Annotated in this window: 18 protein-coding genes; 10 read left to right on the top strand and 8 right to left on the bottom strand. The window is 69.1% G+C overall.

What is annotated here, in order from left to right; all coding sequences use genetic code 11:
* Nucleotides 1-51: 51 nt before the first annotated feature.
* From aceE to rsgA, 6 genes are all read right to left on the bottom strand, one after another.
* On the bottom strand, nucleotides 52-2,736 hold the full coding sequence (gene aceE / locus N788_RS06120; RefSeq protein ID WP_034222482.1) for a pyruvate dehydrogenase (acetyl-transferring), homodimeric type: 2,685 nt from the start codon (nucleotides 2,734-2,736) through the stop codon (nucleotides 52-54).
* 193 nt (nucleotides 2,737-2,929) lie between these two features.
* On the bottom strand, nucleotides 2,930-3,442 hold the full coding sequence (locus N788_RS06115) for a hypothetical protein (RefSeq protein ID WP_034222477.1): 513 nt from the start codon (nucleotides 3,440-3,442) through the stop codon (nucleotides 2,930-2,932).
* Between the two features lie 127 nt (nucleotides 3,443-3,569).
* A complete protein-coding gene (locus N788_RS06110; protein WP_034222474.1) occupies nucleotides 3,570-5,864 on the bottom strand; it encodes an NADP-dependent malic enzyme in 2,295 nt (764 codons plus the stop codon).
* Nucleotides 5,865-6,042: 178 nt separating this feature from the next.
* Nucleotides 6,043-6,570, bottom strand: a complete 528-nt coding sequence (locus N788_RS06105; RefSeq protein WP_034222473.1) for a hypothetical protein — start codon at nucleotides 6,568-6,570, stop codon at nucleotides 6,043-6,045.
* 81 nt (nucleotides 6,571-6,651) lie between these two features.
* Nucleotides 6,652-7,914, bottom strand: a complete 1,263-nt coding sequence (locus N788_RS06100; RefSeq protein ID WP_034222472.1) for a peptidase MATCAP family protein — start codon at nucleotides 7,912-7,914, stop codon at nucleotides 6,652-6,654.
* Nucleotides 7,914-8,993 (bottom strand): ribosome small subunit-dependent GTPase A, encoded by a 1,080-nt coding sequence (gene rsgA, locus N788_RS06095; RefSeq protein ID WP_034222471.1) that lies wholly within the window; start codon nucleotides 8,991-8,993, stop codon nucleotides 7,914-7,916. The genes N788_RS06100 and rsgA overlap by 1 nt, the downstream gene beginning before the upstream one ends.
* 61 nt (nucleotides 8,994-9,054) lie before the next feature.
* On the opposite strand from rsgA, the gene N788_RS06090 reads away from it, so the two are divergent.
* The 6 genes from N788_RS06090 (at nucleotide 9,055) to N788_RS06065 (ending at nucleotide 13,410) form a co-directional block, all read left to right on the top strand.
* Nucleotides 9,055-9,441 carry a DUF4345 family protein gene (locus tag N788_RS06090; RefSeq protein ID WP_034222468.1) on the top strand — a complete coding sequence of 129 codons (387 nt, stop codon included), beginning with the start codon at nucleotides 9,055-9,057 and terminating at the stop codon, nucleotides 9,439-9,441.
* A 73-nt stretch (nucleotides 9,442-9,514) separates the two neighbouring features.
* Complete coding sequence (locus N788_RS06085) at nucleotides 9,515-10,756, top strand: aminotransferase class I/II-fold pyridoxal phosphate-dependent enzyme (protein WP_034222466.1); 1,242 nt, start codon at nucleotides 9,515-9,517, stop codon at nucleotides 10,754-10,756.
* Nucleotides 10,746-11,414 carry an SGNH/GDSL hydrolase family protein gene (locus tag N788_RS06080; RefSeq protein ID WP_244444094.1) on the top strand — a complete coding sequence of 223 codons (669 nt, stop codon included), beginning with the start codon at nucleotides 10,746-10,748 and terminating at the stop codon, nucleotides 11,412-11,414. The genes N788_RS06085 and N788_RS06080 overlap by 11 nt, the downstream gene beginning before the upstream one ends.
* 142 nt (nucleotides 11,415-11,556) lie before the next feature.
* Nucleotides 11,557-12,486 carry a Grx4 family monothiol glutaredoxin gene (gene grxD / locus N788_RS06075; protein ID WP_034222463.1) on the top strand — a complete coding sequence of 310 codons (930 nt, stop codon included), beginning with the start codon at nucleotides 11,557-11,559 and terminating at the stop codon, nucleotides 12,484-12,486.
* Between the two features lie 153 nt (nucleotides 12,487-12,639).
* Nucleotides 12,640-12,978: a hypothetical protein gene (locus N788_RS06070; protein WP_034222460.1), complete on the top strand. Its 339-nt coding sequence runs from the start codon at nucleotides 12,640-12,642 to the stop codon at nucleotides 12,976-12,978.
* An 84-nt stretch (nucleotides 12,979-13,062) separates the two neighbouring features.
* Entirely contained in the window at nucleotides 13,063-13,410 is a 348-nt protein-coding gene (locus N788_RS06065) for a DUF3703 domain-containing protein (protein ID WP_034222458.1), read from the top strand.
* Nucleotides 13,411-13,432: 22 nt separating this feature from the next.
* Here N788_RS06065 and N788_RS06060 read toward each other — a convergent pair whose 3' ends face one another.
* Nucleotides 13,433-14,209, bottom strand: coding sequence for an AMP nucleosidase (locus N788_RS06060; RefSeq protein ID WP_034222455.1), 777 nt, complete (start codon nucleotides 14,207-14,209; stop codon nucleotides 13,433-13,435).
* A gap of 140 nt (nucleotides 14,210-14,349) precedes the next feature.
* On the opposite strand from N788_RS06060, the gene N788_RS06055 reads away from it, so the two are divergent.
* From N788_RS06055 to N788_RS06040, 4 genes are all read left to right on the top strand, one after another.
* Nucleotides 14,350-15,741 carry an amidohydrolase gene (locus N788_RS06055; RefSeq protein WP_034222452.1) on the top strand — a complete coding sequence of 464 codons (1,392 nt, stop codon included), beginning with the start codon at nucleotides 14,350-14,352 and terminating at the stop codon, nucleotides 15,739-15,741.
* Between the two features lie 23 nt (nucleotides 15,742-15,764).
* Nucleotides 15,765-17,003 (top strand): amidohydrolase family protein, encoded by a 1,239-nt coding sequence (locus N788_RS06050; RefSeq protein ID WP_051924434.1) that lies wholly within the window; start codon nucleotides 15,765-15,767, stop codon nucleotides 17,001-17,003.
* Nucleotides 17,004-17,118: 115 nt separating this feature from the next.
* On the top strand, nucleotides 17,119-17,991 hold the full coding sequence (locus tag N788_RS13845; RefSeq protein ID WP_051924428.1) for a helix-turn-helix domain-containing protein: 873 nt from the start codon (nucleotides 17,119-17,121) through the stop codon (nucleotides 17,989-17,991).
* A gap of 74 nt (nucleotides 17,992-18,065) precedes the next feature.
* On the top strand, nucleotides 18,066-18,467 hold the full coding sequence (locus N788_RS06040) for a DUF1761 domain-containing protein (RefSeq protein WP_034222446.1): 402 nt from the start codon (nucleotides 18,066-18,068) through the stop codon (nucleotides 18,465-18,467).
* On the opposite strand, the gene N788_RS06035 is transcribed toward N788_RS06040, so the two are convergent.
* The coding region (locus tag N788_RS06035) for an energy transducer TonB (RefSeq protein ID WP_152560400.1) at nucleotides 18,460-18,874 on the bottom strand (415 nt) is incomplete at its 5' end. The genes N788_RS06040 and N788_RS06035 overlap by 8 nt on opposite strands.

The raw sequence follows: 18,874 nt of genomic DNA, 5'->3' as shown, positions 1-18,874 counted from the left end.
CTTTCGCGATCAAATCCTCGATCAACGCTTCTTCTGCGACCGCTTGTCGGCTCATATGAAAACCGGGTTCGTTTTCTCGGGATCAATCTTGTACTGCTTAATCGCCCGCGCCACATCCTTCCCGTTCATCTTTCCCTCGGCCGCCAGCGCCGCAATCGCCGCGTGGGCAATGTAGTACCGATCAACCTCAAAGAACCGCCGCAGGTTCGCCCGGGTATCGCTTCGGCCGAAGCCATCGGTGCCCAGCACGGTGTAGTGCATCGGCACGAAGGCCCGGATCTGGTCGGCAAACGCCCGAACGTAGTCGGTCGCTGCAATCGCCGGTCCCTGCCTGCCTTCCAGGCACTCGGTCACGTACGCCTTGCGCGGTGACTTCGCCTCCGGGTGGAAGCGGTTGTGGCGCTCCACGTCGAAGCCATCGCGGCGCAGCTCGGTGAAGCTCGGGCAGCTCCAGATGTCGGCGGTGACGCCGAAGTCCTTGTCCAGCAGTTCGGCGGCGGCGATGGCTTCGCGCAGGATGGTGCCGCTGCCCAGCAGCTGTACGCGCAGTTCGCCCTTCTTGGGCTTGCCGGCGTCCTGCAGCAGGTACATGCCCTTGAGGATGCCTTCCTCGGCGCCCTTGGGCATGTCGGGGTGGGTGTAGGCCTCGTTCATCAGGGTCAGGTAGTAGTACTCGTCCACCTGGTCTTCGAGCATGCGCTTCATGCCGTGCTGCAGGATCACCGCCACTTCGAAGCCGAAGGTGGGGTCGTAGGCGCGGCAGTTGGGGATAGCGCCGGCCAGCAGGTGGCTGTGGCCGTCTTCGTGCTGCAGGCCTTCGCCGTTGAGCGTGGTGCGGCCGGCGGTGGCGCCCAGCAGGAAGCCGCGCGAACGCATGTCGGCGGCCTGCCAGGCGCTGTCGCCGATGCGCTGCATGCCGAACATGCTGTAGTAGATGTAGAACGGCAGCATCGGCACGTCGGACGAGGAATAGCTGGTCGCCGCGGCCATCCAGCTGCTGAAGGCGCCGCACTCGGTGATGCCCTCTTCCAGCACCTGGCCGGTCTTGTCCTCGCGGTAGTACATCAGCTGGTCGGCATCGACCGGCTTGTACTTCTGGCCTTCCGGCGCGTAGATGCCGATCTGGCGGAACAGGCCTTCCATGCCGAAGGTGCGGGCTTCGTCGGCCACGATCGGCACGCAGCGCGGGCCCACCTGCTTGTCGCGCAGCACGATGTTCAGGCACTGCACGAAGCTCATGGTGGTGGAGTTTTCGCGCTCGCCGGTGCTCTTGAGTAGCCGCTCGAACACTTCCAGCTTCGGGGCTTCGAGCTTCTTGCTGGTCTTGGCGCGGCGCTGCGGCAGGAAACCTCCCAGCTTCTCGCGGCGGCTGCGCAGGTATTCCACTTCCGGCGACTTCTCGCCCGGGTGGTAGAACGGCACCTCGGAAAGCTTGTCGTCGCTGACCGGGATATTGAAGCGGTCGCGGAAGGCCTTGACGCCCGAGTCGTCGAGCTTCTTGGTCTGGTGGGTCGGGTTCAGCGACTCACCCCAGGTGCCCATGCCGTAACCCTTCACCGTCTTGGCCAGGATGACGGTGGGCTGGCCCTTGTGCTTCACGGCGCGGTCGTAGGCGGCGTAGACCTTGTGCGGGTCGTGGCCGCCGCGGTTGAGGCGCGCGATGTCGGTGTCGCTCAGGTTCGACACCATCTGCTTGGTGACGTCGTACTTGCCGAAGAAATTCTCGCGGGTGTATTCGCCGCCGAAGGCCTTGCAGTTCTGGTACTCGCCGTCGACGGTTTCCATCATCAGTTTGCGCAGGGTGCCGTCGGTGTCGCGGGCCAGCAGCGGGTCCCAGTAGCTGCCCCAGACCAGCTTGATCACGTTCCAGCCGGCGCCGCGGAAGCTGCCTTCCAGTTCCTGGATGATCTTGCCGTTGCCGCGCACCGGGCCGTCCAGGCGCTGCAGGTTGCAGTTGACCACGAAGACCAGGTTGTCCAGGCCTTCGCGGCCGGCCACGCCGATCGCGCCCAGGCTCTCGGGCTCGTCGGTTTCGCCGTCGCCCAGGAAACACCAGACCTTGCGGTCGCTGGGTTCGATCAGGCCGCGGGCCTCGAGGTACTTGAAGAAGCGCGCCTGGTAGATGGCGCTGATCGGGCCCAGGCCCATCGACACCGTCGGGGTCTGCCAGTAGTCCGGCATCAGCCAGGGGTGCGGGTAGCTGGAGATGCCCTTGCCGTCGACTTCCATGCGGAAGTGGTCGAGCTGGCTTTCGCTGATGCGGCCTTCCAGGAAGCTGCGGGCGTAGATGCCCGGCGAGCTGTGGCCCTGGATGTAGAGCAGGTCGCCCGGGTGGTCTTCGCTGGGCGCGCGCCAGAAGTGGTTGAAGCCCACGTCGTAGAGCGTGGCGCCGGAAGCGAAGCTGGCGATGTGGCCGCCCAGGTCACCGGGCTTGCGGTTGGCGCGCACCACCATGGCCATGGCGTTCCAGCGGATGATGCAGCGGATGCGCCACTCCATCGCCGCGTCGCCGTCGCTCTTGGCTTCCAGGTGCGGCGGGATGGTGTTGATGTATTCGGTGGTCGGCTGGAACGGCAGATGGGCGCCGGCGCGGCGCGTCAGCGACACCATCTGCTGCAGCAGGTGGTGGGCGCGCTCGGGGCCGTCGGCGTCGAGCACGGCCTTCATGGATTCGATCCACTCGCGGGTTTCGGTGGGGTCGAGGTCGTTTTCCAGCGCGTCGTTGAGCCAGTTCATGTGTCCTTCCCTGGGGCCGGCTTGGCCGACCCGTCCTTGTTCATCGGTTAGGGGGCAAGTTTAGCCCAGGCCGTGGCTTTGGGCCCTGCGGTCCGGTATGGCCCCGGGGCAGCGCCGCTTGCTGTGGGAGGGACTTCAGTCCCGATGGCGTTCGGGACTGAAGTCCCTCCCACAGGGGGGCGGCCCCCGGGGTTCAGCGGGTGGCGAGCCAGGTGCCGCCGTAGACCAGCAGGGACAGGCCGATGTAGGTCATCTCCACCAGGCGCTTGCGCGAGGGCTTGTCGCGGGCCCGGAAGACGTCCAGCACCAGCTGCCGGATCAGGAAGGTGTAGAGGATGTAGTACAGGAAGGGCGTGACGTGCACCGCCATCGGGTAGTCGCCCAGGCGTTTGCCGAACAGCGACAGGATCCAGCCGATCTCCACCCAGATGCCCAGCAGCCCCAGGGCGGCATTGATGAACATCCAGCGCACCTGGTCCAGGCCGAAGATGGCCAGGTAAAAGACCACGTAGACCAGGATGGCGATGCCGCCGTGGGCGTACAGGAAGCTGAGCTCGACATCGTCCGTGCCGTAGGCCATGAAAAAGCCCGACAGCCCGAACATGCCCATGTGGAACAGGAAAAACGGGTAGATGAACCACTTGGGCGCCACCTCGCCCTTGCGGTAGAGCCTGCCGTTGACGGTGATGTCGGAGTGCAGCTTCATGGGTTCGCCCTGGCAAGGGCAACCGCCCCTGTGGGAGGGACTTTAGTCCCGAAGCTTCCGGGCTGGAAAGCTTCGGGACTGAAGTCCCTCCCACAAACGGGGCGTCTCCGGCACGGGGGCGGCGTGCTCAGCCGCGGGCGGCGCGGATCTGGGCATCCACCGCGGCGATGGCGGTCATGTTGACCACCCGGCGCACGGTGGCCGACGGGGTCAGCACGTGGGCCGAGGCCGCCAGGCCCATCAGGATGGGGCCGATGCCGACGCCGTCGGTGACGTTGCGCACCAGGTTGTAGCTGGCGTTGGCGGCGTCGAGGTTGGCGAAAGCCAGCAGGTTGGCGCGACCGGACAGCTGCGAGTTCGGGAAGATGCGGTTGCGGGCTTCTTCGTTCAGGGCGATGTCCGCGTGCATCTCGCCTTCGACTTCCAGCCTGGGCGCGCGCTCGCGCAGGATGGCCAGGGCGTCGCGCATCTTCTGCGAGCTGGCCGATTCGCTGGAGCCGAAGTTGCTATGGCTCACCAGCGCCGCCTTGGGCTGGATGCCGAACAGCTTCAGGCGGAAGGCGGCCTGCACGACGCTCTCGGCCACCTGGGCGGCGGTGGGGTCCACCTGCACGTGGGTGTCGGTGAAGAAGAACACGCCCTTTTCGTTGAGCACAGCGCTGAGCGCCGACAGCCCGCGGACCTCGCTTTCCAGGCCCAGCACTTCGCGCACGTACTTCAGCTTTCGCACGTAGCGACCCACCATGCCGCACAGCAGGGCATCGGCCTCGCCACGGCGCACCATCAGCGCGGCGATGACGACGTCGCGCGAGCGCACCACGGCCTTGGCGGCGGCGGGCGTGATGCCCTTGCGCTGCATGATCTCGTGGTAGAGCTGCCAGTAGTCGTTGAAGCGCGGGTCGTCGTCGATGTTGGTGACGTCCACGTCGATGCCGATGCGCAGGCGCAGGCCCAGGCGCTGGATGCGGCGTTCGATGATGACCGGGCGGCCGACCAGGATCGGCCGGGCCAGGCCTTCGTCCACCACGGTCTGCACGGCGCGCAGCACGGTTTCTTCCTCGCCCTCGGCGTAGACCACGCGCTTGCGGTCGGCGCGGGCGCGGTCGAAGACCGGCTTCATCAGCAGGCCGGTGCGGAAGACCCAGCTCGACAGGCGGTCGCCGTAGCTTTCCAGGTCGTCGATGGGACGCGTGGCGACGCCGGAAATCATCGCGGCCTTGGCCACGGCCGGCGCCAGCGAAACCAGCAGGCGCGGGTCGAAGGGGCGCGGGATCAGGTAGTCGGGGCCGAAGCGCGGGGTTTCACCGGCGTAGGCGGCGCCGAGGTCGGCGGCTTCGCGGCGCGCCAGGTCGGCGATGGCGTGCACGCAGGCGAGCTTCATTTCCTCGTTGATGGTGGTGGCGCCGACGTCGAGCGCACCGCGGAAGATGTACGGGAAACACAGGGCGTTGTTGACCTGGTTCGGGAAGTCGCTGCGGCCGGTGGCGATGATCGCGTCGGGGCGGGTCTGCCGGGCCAGCGCCGGGTCGATTTCGGGCGTGGGGTTGGCCAGGGCGAAGATGACCGGCTTGTCGGCCATGGTCTTGACCATGTCCGGCTTGAGCACGTTGCCGGCGGAGACGCCGAGGAACACGTCGGCGCCGTCGACGATTTCGGCCAGGGCACGCGAATGGGTCTCGCGGGCGTAGCGGGCGATGCCTTCGTTGACGCCACCGGCGCAAAGATCCGGGCGGCCGGTATGCAGCACGCCGTCGCGGTCGGCGACATGGATGTTTTCCGGCTTGACGCCCAGGGCCACCAGCATGTCCAGGCAGGCGATGCCGGCCGCGCCGGCGCCACTGACGGCCAGTTTGACGTCGCCGATGTCCTTGCCGACCACGTGCAGCGCGTTGATCAGCGCAGCGCCGACGATGATGGCGGTGCCGTGCTGGTCGTCGTGGAAGACGGGAATCTTGAGCCGTTCGCGCAGCTTCTTCTCGACCACGAAACACTCGGGCGCCTTGATGTCCTCGAGGTTGATGCCGCCGAAGGTGGGCTCGAGGCTGGCGATGATGTCCACCAGCTTGTCCGGGTCGTTTTCGTTGATTTCCAGGTCGAAAACGTCGATGCCGGCGAACTTCTGGAACAGCACGCCCTTGCCTTCCATCACCGGCTTGCCGGCCAGCGGGCCGATGTTGCCCAGGCCCAGCACGGCGGTGCCGTTGGTGATCACGCCCACCAGGTTGCCGCGGGCGGTGAGCGCGCTGGCCTCGCCCGGGTCGGCGACGATGGCTTCGCAGGCCGCGGCCACGCCCGGCGAGTACGCCAGCGCCAGGTCGCGCTGGGTCACCATGGCCTTGGTCGGCGTCACCTTGATCTTCCCCGCCGGCGCCAGGCGGTGGTATTCGAGGGCGGCGAGCTTGAAGTCTTCTTGTTCGGACATGGCGGGCTGGGCGGGCCTGGGTCGAGGGTCCTCGATTGTACCGGACCCCCGTGGACCCCACAGGCACCCTGCAGACTCCCACTGTGGGAGGGACTTCAGTCCCGAAATGCTTGCGCGGACGCCAGGTAGAAGCCAAGCGCTTCGGGACTGAAGTCCCTCCCACAGGGGAGGCAAGGCCTCAGCGGGTGATGGGCAGCTTGGCCTCGTCGAGCAGCAGCAGCCAGCCGTCTTCCGGGGTCAGCAGCAGTTGCACGGTGACCTGCAGGGCCTCGGGCGGTTTGCCCTGGAAGTCCGGGCGGAAGTTCACCGAAAACGTGGCACCCGTGTAGGCCTTGCTGTCGTTCGCCTGGGCGGCCCGCAGGCTGCGCTGCACGCTGGCCAGGGCCTGGCGCCCGGCGGCGTCGAGCTGCCAGAGGCTGTAGCGGCGGTCGCGGTCGAACGGACCGGGCCCGGTCGCCGGTTCCAGGCCGAAGGCGTGGCGCTCGGGCTCCGAAGCATCGCGGGCCAGTTCCAGCGACAGCTTGACGCTCTCGGGCTGCACGTCCACGTCGGGCGCCAGCGACAGCGCCGTGCGCAGGTCGGCGGGTTCGAGTTGTATCAGCGTGTTTTCGTCAAAACCACGCAGTTTCCACAGCGTGCCCAGCGGGATGCTGGCGCAGGCCGGGAGCAGCAGGCAGGCGGCGAGGAGAATAATCGTTCGTTTCATGTCGATCTGGTCACAAGCTCTGTGGGAGGGACTTTAGTCCCGAAAAGCTTCGGGACTGAAGTCCCTCCCACAGGGCTTTTTTTAGAGGCCCAGGACGAGGTCGTCGGCTTCGACGCGGTCCAGGCGGATGCGGTTGGCGAACAGGGAGAAGGCCAGCATGCCGGCCAGGCCGTTGGCGCGCTGGACCCAGGGCGGCTGGTACAGGGGTTCGGCCAGGGCGCCGGCTTCGAACATGGGCTCGAGCGCGAACACGTCCTGCAGGGTCATCTTGCCGGCGAACAGCAGGCGGGTCAGCGGCAGGCGGCGGTGGCGCAGGCACCAGCGGAAGAAGGTGTGCACGCTCAGCAGCCCGTGCAGGTACACCGTGTCCTTGGTGAACGCGACGCCGCCGGTGGTGGGCACGCCGCGGAACACGCGCTGGGTGGAGGCGAAGCTGTCGGCTTCGGTTTGCCCGGCGCCCAGGAAGAACCGGAACACCTCGATGAAATCGGCACCCTGCATCGCCATGTCGATGGCGACGATGCGCAGGCTGATGCGCTTGAGCCGTTCGATGTCGATCGCGCCGGTCACCAGCTCGGCGAAGGTCGCCAAGCCTTCCTGGGTGGCGGTGACCCGCGGCGAATTGCGTGCCATGGACTTGAAATGCGGCTGCTCGCGGCCGTTGAGTCCGGTCAGCGTGTGCACGAAGGCCTCGTGTTCGAGCAGCTGGTGGCGGTCGTATTCGCTGAAGCCGGTGCCGCTGCGCAGGCGGATCCGGGTGGGCCCGGCGGCGGCCTTGGCGATCAGGTCCGGGTCCAGTTCCACCGTGACCGTGTGGTGGGTGAAGAACCGTTCGAGCGCAAGCTGCAGTTCGCCCTGCACGGTTTCGGCCGACAGCACGTAGTCGGCCTCGGCGCCGTGCAGCTCCTGGTCGAGTTCGTCGGCGACCTCGATGAAGTGGCGGGCGGCCTCGAGGTTGCTTGGGCCGTCGCCGGGCAGCCGGTCGCCGGGGCGGCCGAACAGGCGCACCGAGTGCTGGGTCACGTCCGCGGTGCCGACGGCTTCGAGCAGCTGGGTGGCCACCGACCAGCTGTCGGCGGTGCGCCGCAGGTACAGGCCCAGGGGTTCGTCGCCGTCGGCGGCGGCGGCGATCGCCGCCAGCTCGCGGCGCACCTCGGCCAGTTCGGGCACCTCGTAGCGCACCTGCGGCAGCACGCTGCGACCGCTGCGCCAGGCCGCCAGGAAATCCTGCTGCACATGCTGCGGCCAGCTCACCGCCTGCAGCATCCGGAGGCCGCGCACCGCATTCACCAGGCGCGCGTCGAGCGCGGCGTGGTGTTCAAGCGTGCGCGGGTCCAGGGGCATCAGCTGCGGCCGTACTTGTCCTTGAGGCGTTTGTTGAGCGCCTTGCCCATCACCCGCGCTTCGGCCTTGCGTTCGGCCTGCGAGGTCGCCGCGGCTTCCATCTCGTCGCGCAGCTTGGCGTAGTTGGCGTATCGGGCTTCGTCCAGGCTGCCGTCCTCGACGGCGGCCTGCACGGCGCAGCCGGGTTCGTTGACGTGGGCGCAGTCGCGGAAGCGGCAGTTGGCGGCCAGCGTTTCGACGTCCTCGAAGGCGTCGGCGACGTCCTCGTCGCCGCTGAGCTTGACCTCGCGCATGCCCGGCGTGTCAATCAGGCAGCCGCCCTGCGGCAGCGGCATCAGCACGCGGGCGGTGGTGGTGTGGCGGCCGCGCGAATCGTTGGCGCGCACGGCATTGGTTTTCATGCGCTCGCGGCCCAGCAGGGTGTTGGTCAGCGTCGACTTGCCGGCGCCGGAGCTGCCCACCAGCACCACGGTGCGGCCCGGGCCCAGGTACTCATGCAGCACGGCCGTGCTGTCGGGGTCCTTGGAATTGACCGCGTGGATGGGCACGCCGGACTCGGCGACCTCGGCCAGCAGGTCGATGCAGTCCTCGACGATTTCGCACTGGTCGGCCTTGGTCAGCACCAGCACCGGGTCGGCGCCGCTGGCGCGGATCAGCACCAGGTAACGTTCGATGCGGCGCGGATTGAAGTCCTGGTCCAGCCCGACCACCACCAGGACATGGTCAACATTGGCGGCGATCAGCTGCTGGCGATGGTGCTCGCCGGCGGCGCCGCGCTTGAGCACCGAGCGCCGCGGCAGCAGGTCGACGATGGTCTTGCCGCTTTCGTCCAGCGTCACCCAGTCGCCGACGGCGGCGCGCTGGTCGGGCGGGAACCGCGGCCGGGTCCAGGGCATGGGCGGCTGCACCTTCATCTGCATCTCGTCCGGGCCGGTGGCCACGTCGTAGGCGGTGCGGTGCTGGCTGGCGACCCGGGCCAGGCGGCGGCCGCCGGCCGCGGCCAGGGCCTCGCGGGCGGTGGCGTCGTCGGGCCAGCCAAGGGCACGCAGGGGGGCGAGGTCGTCGGGAATGGGCTGCATTGGCCGCGATGATACGCCGGCCTGCACGTCCCGCTCACCGGGGGCTGGCCATGCTGGAGGCATGGACAAGTTCGGCAAATGGGTACTGGTGCTGGCCGGCCTGGGTTTCCTGGGCTTCGGGATGGCGATCGTGGCGGCCCCGGCCGCGGTGCTGGGCGGCGTCGGCATCAGCGGCACGCCGGCCGGCCTGGTCGAGCTGCGCGCTTTCTACGGCGGGCTGGAGCTGGGCCTGGCCGCCTTCCTGCTGGCCTGCGCGGCCCGCCCCGGCTGGCGCGAGCCCGGCCTGTGGTCGGTGGCCCTGGTCAACGGCGGCATCGCCGCGTCCCGGCTGCTGGGCATTACCCTGAGCGGCGAGTTCACCGGCTTCTTCGCCGGGGCGCTGGTCTGGGAAATCGGCTTCACCGTGGCGGCGGTGCTGGCCCTGCGCCGCGCACCGCGGGCGGGATGAAAAGACCCGGCTGAAAGCACGTCAAGATTCCGTTAACCTCGGGCCCAGACCCCCTGCCCGAGCCCGCTGCACCATGCCCCACAGCACCCTGCCGACCCGCGAGAGCCTGCGCGAGGTCCGCTACGACATCCGCGGCGAACTTTCCCGCCGCGCCCGCGAACTCGAGGGCCAGGGCCGGCAGCTGATCCGCCTGAACATCGGCAATCCCGGTGCCTTCGGGTTCCGCGCCCCCGACCACCTGCAGCAGGCCCTGTCCGCGCACGTGGCCGAATCAGACGCCTACACCCACCAGCAGGGCCTGCCGCTGGCGCGCGAGGTCGTGGCCGCCGCCCACCGCGGGCGCGGCACGCCCAACGCCTGCGCCGAACGCGTGTTCGTCGGCAATGGCGTCAGCGAACTGATCGACATGTCGCTGCGCGCCCTGCTCAACCCGGGCGACGAAGTGCTGCTGCCCTCGCCCGACTACCCGCTGTGGAGCGCCGCCACCATCCTCAACCAGGGCCGGCCGGTGTACTACCGCTGCGCCCCGGAAAACGGCTTCCTGCCCGACCCGGACGAGATCGAGAAACTGGTGACCCCGCGCACGCGCGCGCTGGTGGTGATCAACCCGAACAACCCGACCGGCGCCAACTACCCGCCGGCGCTGCTGCAGCGGCTGGTGGACATCGCCGCGCGCCACGACCTGCTGCTGATGGCCGACGAGATCTACGACGGCATCACCTACGACGACGCCGCGTTCACCGCGCTGGCGCCGCTGGCCGGCGACGTGCCCTGCCTGAGCTTCGGCGGCCTGTCGAAGGTCTGGCGCGCCTGCGGCTGGCGCGTGGGCTGGGCGGTGCTGTCGGGCGACCCGCTGCGCGTGGGCGACTTCCACCATGCGCTCGACCTGCTCAGCGCCATGCGCCTGTGCGCCAACGTGCCGGGCCAGTTCGCGGTGCCGGCGGCATTGCAGGGCCCGGAAACCATCCGTGCGCTCACCGTCCCCGGCGGCCGCCTGTTCGAATCGCGCCAGGCCGTCATCGACGGCTGCGAGGCCAGCGACCACCTGGCCCTGGTGGCGCCGATGGGCGCGCTGTACGCCTTCCCGCAGGTCGTGGGCCCGGCGGCCGAGGGTTTCGACGACCAGGCCTTCGCCCTGGAGCTGCTGGAGAACGAGGACGTGCTGGTGGTGCCGGGCAGCGGCTTCAACGTGCCGGGCTCGCGGCATTTCCGCATCACGCTGCTGCCCGAAGCCCCGACCGTGCGCGAGGTGTTCGCGCGCATCGACCGGGTGCTGGATGCACGCGCCGGCCGGCGCAAGCGGCATGTGGCCTGAGGTCCTGCTGGCCATGGCCCTGGCGACGCCCGCCGACCCTGCCGCGACGCTCGATTACCTGGCGCTGGGCGATTCCTACACGATCGGCGAGTCGGTGCCCGAAGCCGGCCGCTGGCCGGTGCAGCTGGCCGCGGCGCTGCGCGAACGCGGCATCACGCTGGCCGACCCGCGCATCATCGCGACCACCGGCTGGACCACCGACGAGCTTTCGGCCGCGATGGACGCCGCCGAACCGCTGGGCCGCTTCGATTTCGTCAGCCTGCTGATCGGCGTCAACAACCAGTACCGCGGCCGGCCGGTGGACGACTACCAGGGCGAGTTCGCCGGCCTGCTCGACCGCGCGATCCAGCTGGCCGGCGGCCGCGCCGACCGGGTGCTGGTGCTGTCGATCCCGGACTGGGGCGTCACGCCCTTCGGCCAGGCCAGTGGCCGCGACACCGCGGCGATCGCCGCCGAGCTGGACGCCTACAACGCCGCCGCCGCCGCGGTCTGCGCCGCCCGCGGCGTCGTTTTCGTGGACATCACCCCGGCCAGCCGGTCCCCGGGCAACCAGCCCGACCGCATCGCCGACGACGGCCTGCACCCCTCGGCCCGCGCCTACGCCGACTGGACCGCCCTGGCCCTGCCCTTCGCCGAGCGGCTGCTGAAAGACCTGTAGGAGCGCCTTCAGGCGCGAAGCCCTTCTTTGCCAAGGGCAAAGGCAAAAGATTCGCGCCTGAAGGCGCTCCTACAGGGAGGGGCGGAAACGGGTCATTCAGGCCGCCGGGTTACAATTACGGGGTTCACTCCCGGAGTTCCCCATGTCCCTGTCCCCCGATACCCGCGCCCGCATCGAAGGCATCCTCGCTGCGAACCACGTCGTGCTCTTCATGAAGGGCAGCCCGGATGTCCCGCAATGCGGGTTTTCGGCCAAGGCCGCGGGCATCCTGAAGGGCCTGGCCCCGGGCTTCGGCCACGTCGACGTGCTGTCGGATCCCGAGATCCGCGAGGGCATCAAGGTCTTCGGCCAGTGGCCGACCATCCCGCAGCTGTACGTCGGCGGCGAACTGCTGGGCGGCAGCGACATCATCGAGCAGATGCTCAACAGCGGCGAACTGCACCAGATGCTGGGCCTGGCCGCGCCCGACCGCAGCCCGCCGGCGATCGAAATCACCCCCACCGCCGCCGAGGCCATCTCTCGCGCGCTGGACAACGCCGAGGACGGCGTCGTGCTGCACCTGTCGGTGGATCCGCGCTTCAACGCCCGCTTCGAGCTCAAGCCCGCCAGCGGCCACGAAGTGGTGGCCGAGGCCGCCGGCATCCGCATCCACCTGGACCTGGCCAGCGTGCCGCGCGCCCGCGGCCTGCGCATCGACTGGGTCGAAGACGCCCGCGGCGCCGGCCTGTCCATCCTCAACCCCAATGCCCCGCCCGCGGTGAAGCCGATGAGCGTGCAGCAGCTGCACGACCACATCATCGCCGGCACCATCGACGTCATCGACGTGCGCCCGGCCCAGGACCGCGCCCGCGCGCCCTTCCCGCACCCGCACGAGGTGCTGGACGAAGACAGCCGCGAACGCCTCGAGGCCCTGCCCAAGGACCTGCCGCTGGCCTTCCTGTGCCACCACGGCAACTCCAGCCGCCAGGCGGCCGAATACTTCCGCGGCCTGGGTTTCCACGACATCTACAACGTCGAGGGCGGCATCGACGCCTGGTCGCTCGAAATCGACCCGAAGCTGCCGCGCTACTGACCGACGCCTGCCGGGGTTTTTTGCCTACCGGGCCTTCCCGACAGCGTTATTGGCACGGTTAGAGCAATTGCGCTAACTTTGGGCGGCAACCAAACCCGCCCAACCGGGTCGTCCCCCCAAGGCAAGGGCGTGGTAGCACCCAGGAGGTTAGAAATGCGCAATTGGCTGGTGGCGGCATCCGCGACCTTGGTCCTGACTGCCTGTGGCGGCGGCTCCGACGGTGGGGCCGGCGGCAACGACCGCAATGCACTGGCGGCGCAGGCCTGCAAGGTCGCGGCGGAGTCGCGGCTGGGCGGCAAGATTTACGAACTCGACCTGCAGGCGCTCGGGGCCAGCATGAAGCCGGCTCCCAACGGCGAGCACTTCCTGACCGCGCCCATCACCATCGAGCCCGGGCTGACCTCCGAAGCCAAGCAGATCGTCGAATGCACGGTGCGCTTCTCGGACGCCAAACCGCAGCCCGACGTCGTCGGCTTCGTCTTCAACTGGTAAACCGCGGGCCCTCCTGGACGAGGGCTCCCGAGGCGGCCTCGGGGAAATTGTGTATCAGGGCGAGGCCTCGCTAGGCTTGCCGCCATGCACGCCGTGCTGCGCCAGGCCTTTGAATCAGAGTGGACCCTTGCCCGCGAAGCGCGGCAGCAGGGAAACCTGGACCTTGCCTTCCATCATCTCGAACGGGCCCACATCCTGGGCCAGCGATCCACCCGCCTGCACGTGCGCAGCCACCTGGGCATGCTGGCGATAGGCTGGCAGCGACGGGATGCCCGCGAGCTGGCCGGACAGACGGTCCGCATCGTCGCAGCGGCCCTGTTTTCACGCTTCTGGGTGCCCGAGGGAAACACCGGCGGCGCCAACGTCAGCGCCACCCGGCCCATGCCTATCCCGGCCGACCTGCAAGCCATCCTCGACCAGACGCGCCGCTGAGGCTGGCGCCCGCGCAGGCGGGCTATTCGTCGAAGCGCAGGTGCTTGACCGACTTGCCGTGGCGGCGGATCAGGCGCAGGGCCTCGATGCCTATCTGGATGTGGCGCTCGACGAAGTGCTCGGTGACCTTGCGGTCCGAGGCTTCGGTCTTGACGCCTTCGGGCACCATCGGCTGGTCCGACACCAGCAGCAGCGCGCCCGACGGGATCGAGTTGGCGAAGCCGGCCGAGAAGATCGTCGCCGTTTCCATGTCGATAGCCATGCAGCGCAGCTTGCGCAGGTAGTCCTTGAACTCGGCGTCGTGTTCCCAGACCCGGCGGTTGGTGGTGTAGACGGTGCCGGTCCAGTAGTCGTGGCCCAGGTCGCGGATCATCGTGGACACCGCGCGCTGCAGGGCGAAGGCCGGCAGGGCCGGGACCTCGGGCGGCAGGTAATCGTTGCTGGTGCCTTCGCCGCGGATGGCGGCGATGGGCAGGATCAGGTCGCCCAGTTCGTTCTTGCGCTTGAGCCCGCCGCACTTGCCCAGGAACAGGCAGGCCTGCGGATTGATCGCCGACAGCAGGTCCATCACGGTGGCGGCGTTGGCGCTGCCCATGCCGAAGTTGATCAGGGTGATGCCATCGGCGGTGGCACTGGGCATCGGCCGGTCGATGCCGACGATGGGTGCGCCGGTCAGGCGCGAGAAGGTGCCCAGGTATCCACCGAAGTTGGTCAGCAGGATGTGCTGGCCGAAGTCTTCCAACGCCACGCCGGTGTATCGCGGCAACCAGTTGCTGACGATCTCGTTCTTGTCTTTCATCGTTTTTTTTATCCTTGTCTTGTTCTTTTTATCCGTCTTGCCCGGCCATTCTGCCACGCAGGCCGTGAATGGCGGCCGCCAGCACTTGGCAAGCCCGCGCGCCGTGGCTAGGGTTGCCTGATTACTGGGGGAGACACCGGATGCACACACACCTGCGGGCCAGCCTGCTGGCCACCGCCCTGCTTGCCCTGCCGGCGCTGTCGCCGGCGGCCGAGCGCCCGTTCGCCAGCACCTACGCGCCCGTGGCTTCGGGCCCGGTGCTGATCACCGACGCCACCGTGCTGACCGGCGACGGCCAGCGCCTGGACAATGCCGACGTGCTGATGCGCGACGGCAGGATCGCCGCGGTCGGCACCGACCTCGACGCCGGCGGCGCCACCGTGGTGGACGGTCGCGGCAAATGGGTGACGCCCGGCATCATCGACGTGCACTCGCACCTGGGCGTCTATCCCAGCCCGGGCGCCACCGCGCACAGCGACGGCAATGAAATGACCTCGCCGGTCACGGCCCAGGTCTGGGCCGAACACGGGGTCTGGCCCCAGGACCCGGGCTTTGCCGCGGCCCTGGCCGGCGGCGTCACCTCGATGATGATCCTGCCCGGCTCGGCCAACCTCATCGGCGGCCGCGGCGTGGTGCTCAAGAACGTGCCGGCCACCACGATGCAGGCGATGAAGTTCCCGGACGCGCCGCACAGCGTGAAGATGGCCTGCGGTGAAAACCCCAAGCGTGTCTACGGCGGCCGCGGCCAGTCGCCGATGACCCGCATGGGCAACCTGGCCGGCTACCGCGCCGCCTTCATCGAGGCGCAGAAGTACCGCGAGGCCTGGGACAAGTACGAGGCCGCCAACGCCGACGACGGCAAGCGCCGCAGGAATTCCGCCAACGGCAACGGCCAGCCGCCCACCCGCGACCTGCGCATGGACACCCTGGCCGACGTGCTGCGCGGCGAGATCGGCGTGCACATCCATTGCTACCGCGCCGACGAGATGGCGCTGATGATCGACCTCGCCCGCGAGTTCGACTTCAAGATCGCCGCCTTCCACCACGGCGTCGAGGCCTACAAGCTGGCCGACACCCTGGCCGAAGAAAACATCTGCGGGGCCCTGTGGGCCGACTGGTGGGGCTTCAAAATGGAGGCCTACGACGGCATCCAGGAAAACATCGCGCTGGTGGACCGGCCGAAAAACGGCTGCGCCGTCGTGCACTCGGATTCGAGCGAAGGCATCCAGCGTCTGAACCAGGAAGCGGCGAAGGCGATGGCCCGCGGCGAACGCGCCGGCATGGCCCTGCCGCCCGAACACGCCATCCGCTGGCTCACGGCCAATGCCGCCAAGGCCATTGGCGTGGCCGACGCCACCGGCACCCTGGCCGAAGGCAAGATGGCCGACGTGGTGCTGTGGAACGGCAATCCGTTCTCGGTCTACGCCAGGGCCGAACAGGTGTACGTGGACGGCGCCTTGCTCTACGACCGCAACGACCCGGCGCGCCAGCCGGTGTCCGACTTCATGCTGGGCCAGGAGGTGTCGCCGTGAAGCGCCTGATTCTTTGCGTCCTGATGGCGGCCGCCCTGCCGGCCTCCGCCCAGAACCTGCTGATCCGCGACGCCACCGTGCATACCGCCGGCGCCGCCGGCACGCTCAAGGACCACGACGTGCTGGTGCAGGCGGGCGTGGTGCGCGCCATCGGCCCCGACCTGGCCGCGCCGGCCGGCGTCACCGTCATCGACGCCAAGGGGCGGCCGCTGACGCCGGGCCTGTTCGGCGGCCTGAGCGGCCTGGGCATCGAGGAAGTATCCGGCGAAGCCGCCACCGTCGACGCCGGCCTCGCGCTGGGCACGATGACGCCGCCGCACGAAGGTTCGTCCTGGCGGCCGGAGTTCGACGTCGACGTGGCTTTCAATCCGCACTCGGCCGCCATCGGCGTGAACCGCGTCGAAGGCATCACCTTCACCACGCTGTCGCCGTCGGCGCTGCCGGGCGGCAGCTTCGTCGCCGGCCAGGGCAGCGTGGTGCGGCTCGACGGTCGGTATGACGCCGCGCTGGCCGGCAGCCGCAGCCTGTTCATCGACCTGGGCAGCGACGCGTCCGTGCTGTCGGGCGGCAGCCGCGCCGGCCAGTGGATGCTGCTCGAGCAGGCCGTGGCCGAAGCCCGCGCCGGCAGCGGCGACCTGCTCACCCGCGCCGGCCGCGCCACGCTGGCGCGCTACCTGGCCGGTGGCCGGGTGGTGTTCCAGGTTGATCGCGCCGCCGACATCCGGCAGGTACTGGCCTTCGCGAAAAAACACGGCATGCGCCCGGTGATCGCCGGCGGCGCCGAAGCCTGGCGCGTGGCCGCCGAGCTCAAGGCCGCGGACGCCGTGGTGCTGGTGGACGCGCTGGCCAACCTGCCCTCGAGCTTCGACAGCCTGGCCTCGGGCCTGGAAACGGCAGCGCGCCTGCATCGGGCGGGCGTGAAGGTCGGTTTCAGCCAGCGCGGCGATGCCACCCACAACGCCCGCAAGCAGCGCCAGCTGGCCGGCAACGCGGTCGCCCACGGCCTGCCCTGGGACGCGGCGCTGGCCGGCCTGACCGTCGTGCCGGCCCGGGCCTTCGGCCTGTCCGATCGCGGCCAGATCGCGGTCGGCCAGGCCGCCGACCTGGTGCTCTGGAGCGGCGACCCGCTCGAGGTGAACACCTGGGCCGAGCAGGTGTGGTTCGACGGCGTCGCTGCGAACATGCGCTCGCGCCAGACCGAACTGCGCGACCGCTACCTGGCGCCGGAAGGCGCCCTGCCCCGGGCCTACACCACCAACTGACCGAACCGCTGTGGGAGGGACTTCAGTCCCGAAGCTTCTGCTGCCAGAAGCCTTCGGGACTGAAGTCCCTCCCACATCACTTGCAGGCTGGCGCCGCCCAGCCCACGATGCCGTCATGGACGGCGACCTGCGCCAACGCCTGCGGGTCCACCACCAGGACGACGCCCTGGGCCGCTGGACCGTGGCCTGGTGCCCGCCGCCGCCGGTCCTGGCCGGCATCGTCTCGATGCTCTGGTACGGCGAGGGCCACACTGGCTACCAGCGCGACCGCATCCTGCCTTCCGGCGACAGCTTCCTGCTGGTGAACCTGGGACCGGTGCAGTACCGCATCGACCCCGGCCCGCCGGAGCAACGCGTCCCCTTCGACGACATCTGGTACTCGGGCTTGCACCAGGGCCCGATCGACACCGAAGCGCCCCACGGCAATGCACTGTTCGGGGTGGCGTTCCGGGCCACCGGCGCGCGCCCCTGGCTGGGTACCGATGCGCATGAACTGGGCGGCCGCATCCTGCCGCTGGCCGACGTGCTCGGTGCGCCCGCCAACGAACTACGCGAGCGACTGCTTGCCTGTGGCTCGCTGCCGGCACGTTTCAGCACCGTCGAGAACTGGCTGGCCGCGCGGCTCGATCCGCGGCGCGCGCCCAGCCCGCTGCTGGCCTGGGCGGTCGAACGCATCGAGCAGCGCGCCGGCCGGGTGTCGGTGGAATCACTGGCTCACGAGGCCGGCGTCAGCCGCAAACACCTGGCCGGCCTGTTCCGCCGGGAGGTGGGCCTGGGCGCCAAGGCGCTGGCGCGCGTGCACCGGTTCCGCGCCGCAGTGGACCTGCTGGCGGGCCGCGACCGCGTTCCCTGGACCGAACTCGCGCTGCAGTGCGGCTATTTCGACCAGTCACACCTGGTGCGCGATTTCCGCGCCTTCAGCGGATTCGCCCCGGGGGAGTTCATCCGCCACGCGCGGGCCGACGGCCAGGCCGTGGTCGTGAGGTAACGTTTTTCCAAGACGCCCCGCCGCGCGGGTGGCACAGTGCGGCAACCACCAACCACTACCGAGGGGAGACGGCAATGGGAGAGATCAACATCTGGGCCATCATCGCCGCCACGGTCGCCAGCTTCGTGCTTGGCGGCCTGTGGTATTCGCCGATGCTGTTCGGCAAGGCCTGGCAGCGCGAAGTGGGCCTGAGCGACGAAGAGCTGGCCAAGGGCAACATGGCCGTGATCTTCGGCTCGACGCTGGTGCTGTGTTTCATCGCCAGCTTCGTGTTCGCGATGTTCCTCGGGCCGCGGCCACCGCTGGCCCTGGGCCTGGGCGCGGGCTTTTCGGCCGGGCTGTGCTGGGTCGGCGCCAGCTTCGGCATCAACTACCTGTTCGAGCGCAGGAGCTTCAAGCTGTTCGCGATCAACGGCGGCTTCCACACCCTGCAGTTCACCGTGATCGGACTGGTGCTGGCGCTCTGGCCTATTTGAAGACGAAGTTGCGCACCAGCCTGGCTTCTTCGTCCAGGGGTTCGAAGCGCCAGCTGCGCACGGTCGTGGTGACTTCGCGCTCGAAGGTGCCGCGCGGGCGCGACTGCAGCACGCGTACGTCGGTGACGCGCCCGTCCCGGCCGATGCTGATTTCCACCTGCACCTCGCCGGTGATGCCGCTGCGCAGTGCGTCGACGGGATAGGACGGCTCGGGCGTACTGACTGGAATCGGGGTCAGGCGTTTGGGTGGTGGCGCCGCCGCGGCGGCGGCGGCAGCGGCGGCGGCCGTGGCCTGCTGCTCGGCGGCCAGGCGGGCGGCTTCTTCCTCTTCGGCCTTGCGGCGCGCTTCGGCCTGGCGGCGCTGTTCGGCCTGGCGCCGGGCCTCGGCCTGGCGCGCCTGTTCGGCG

Source organism: Arenimonas donghaensis DSM 18148 = HO3-R19 (assembly GCF_000743535.1).
Classification (GTDB): Bacteria; Pseudomonadota; Gammaproteobacteria; order Xanthomonadales; family Xanthomonadaceae; genus Arenimonas; species Arenimonas donghaensis.
Note: the sequence above shows the minus strand (reverse complement) of the source record. Positions and strands in the feature narration are given on the sequence as shown.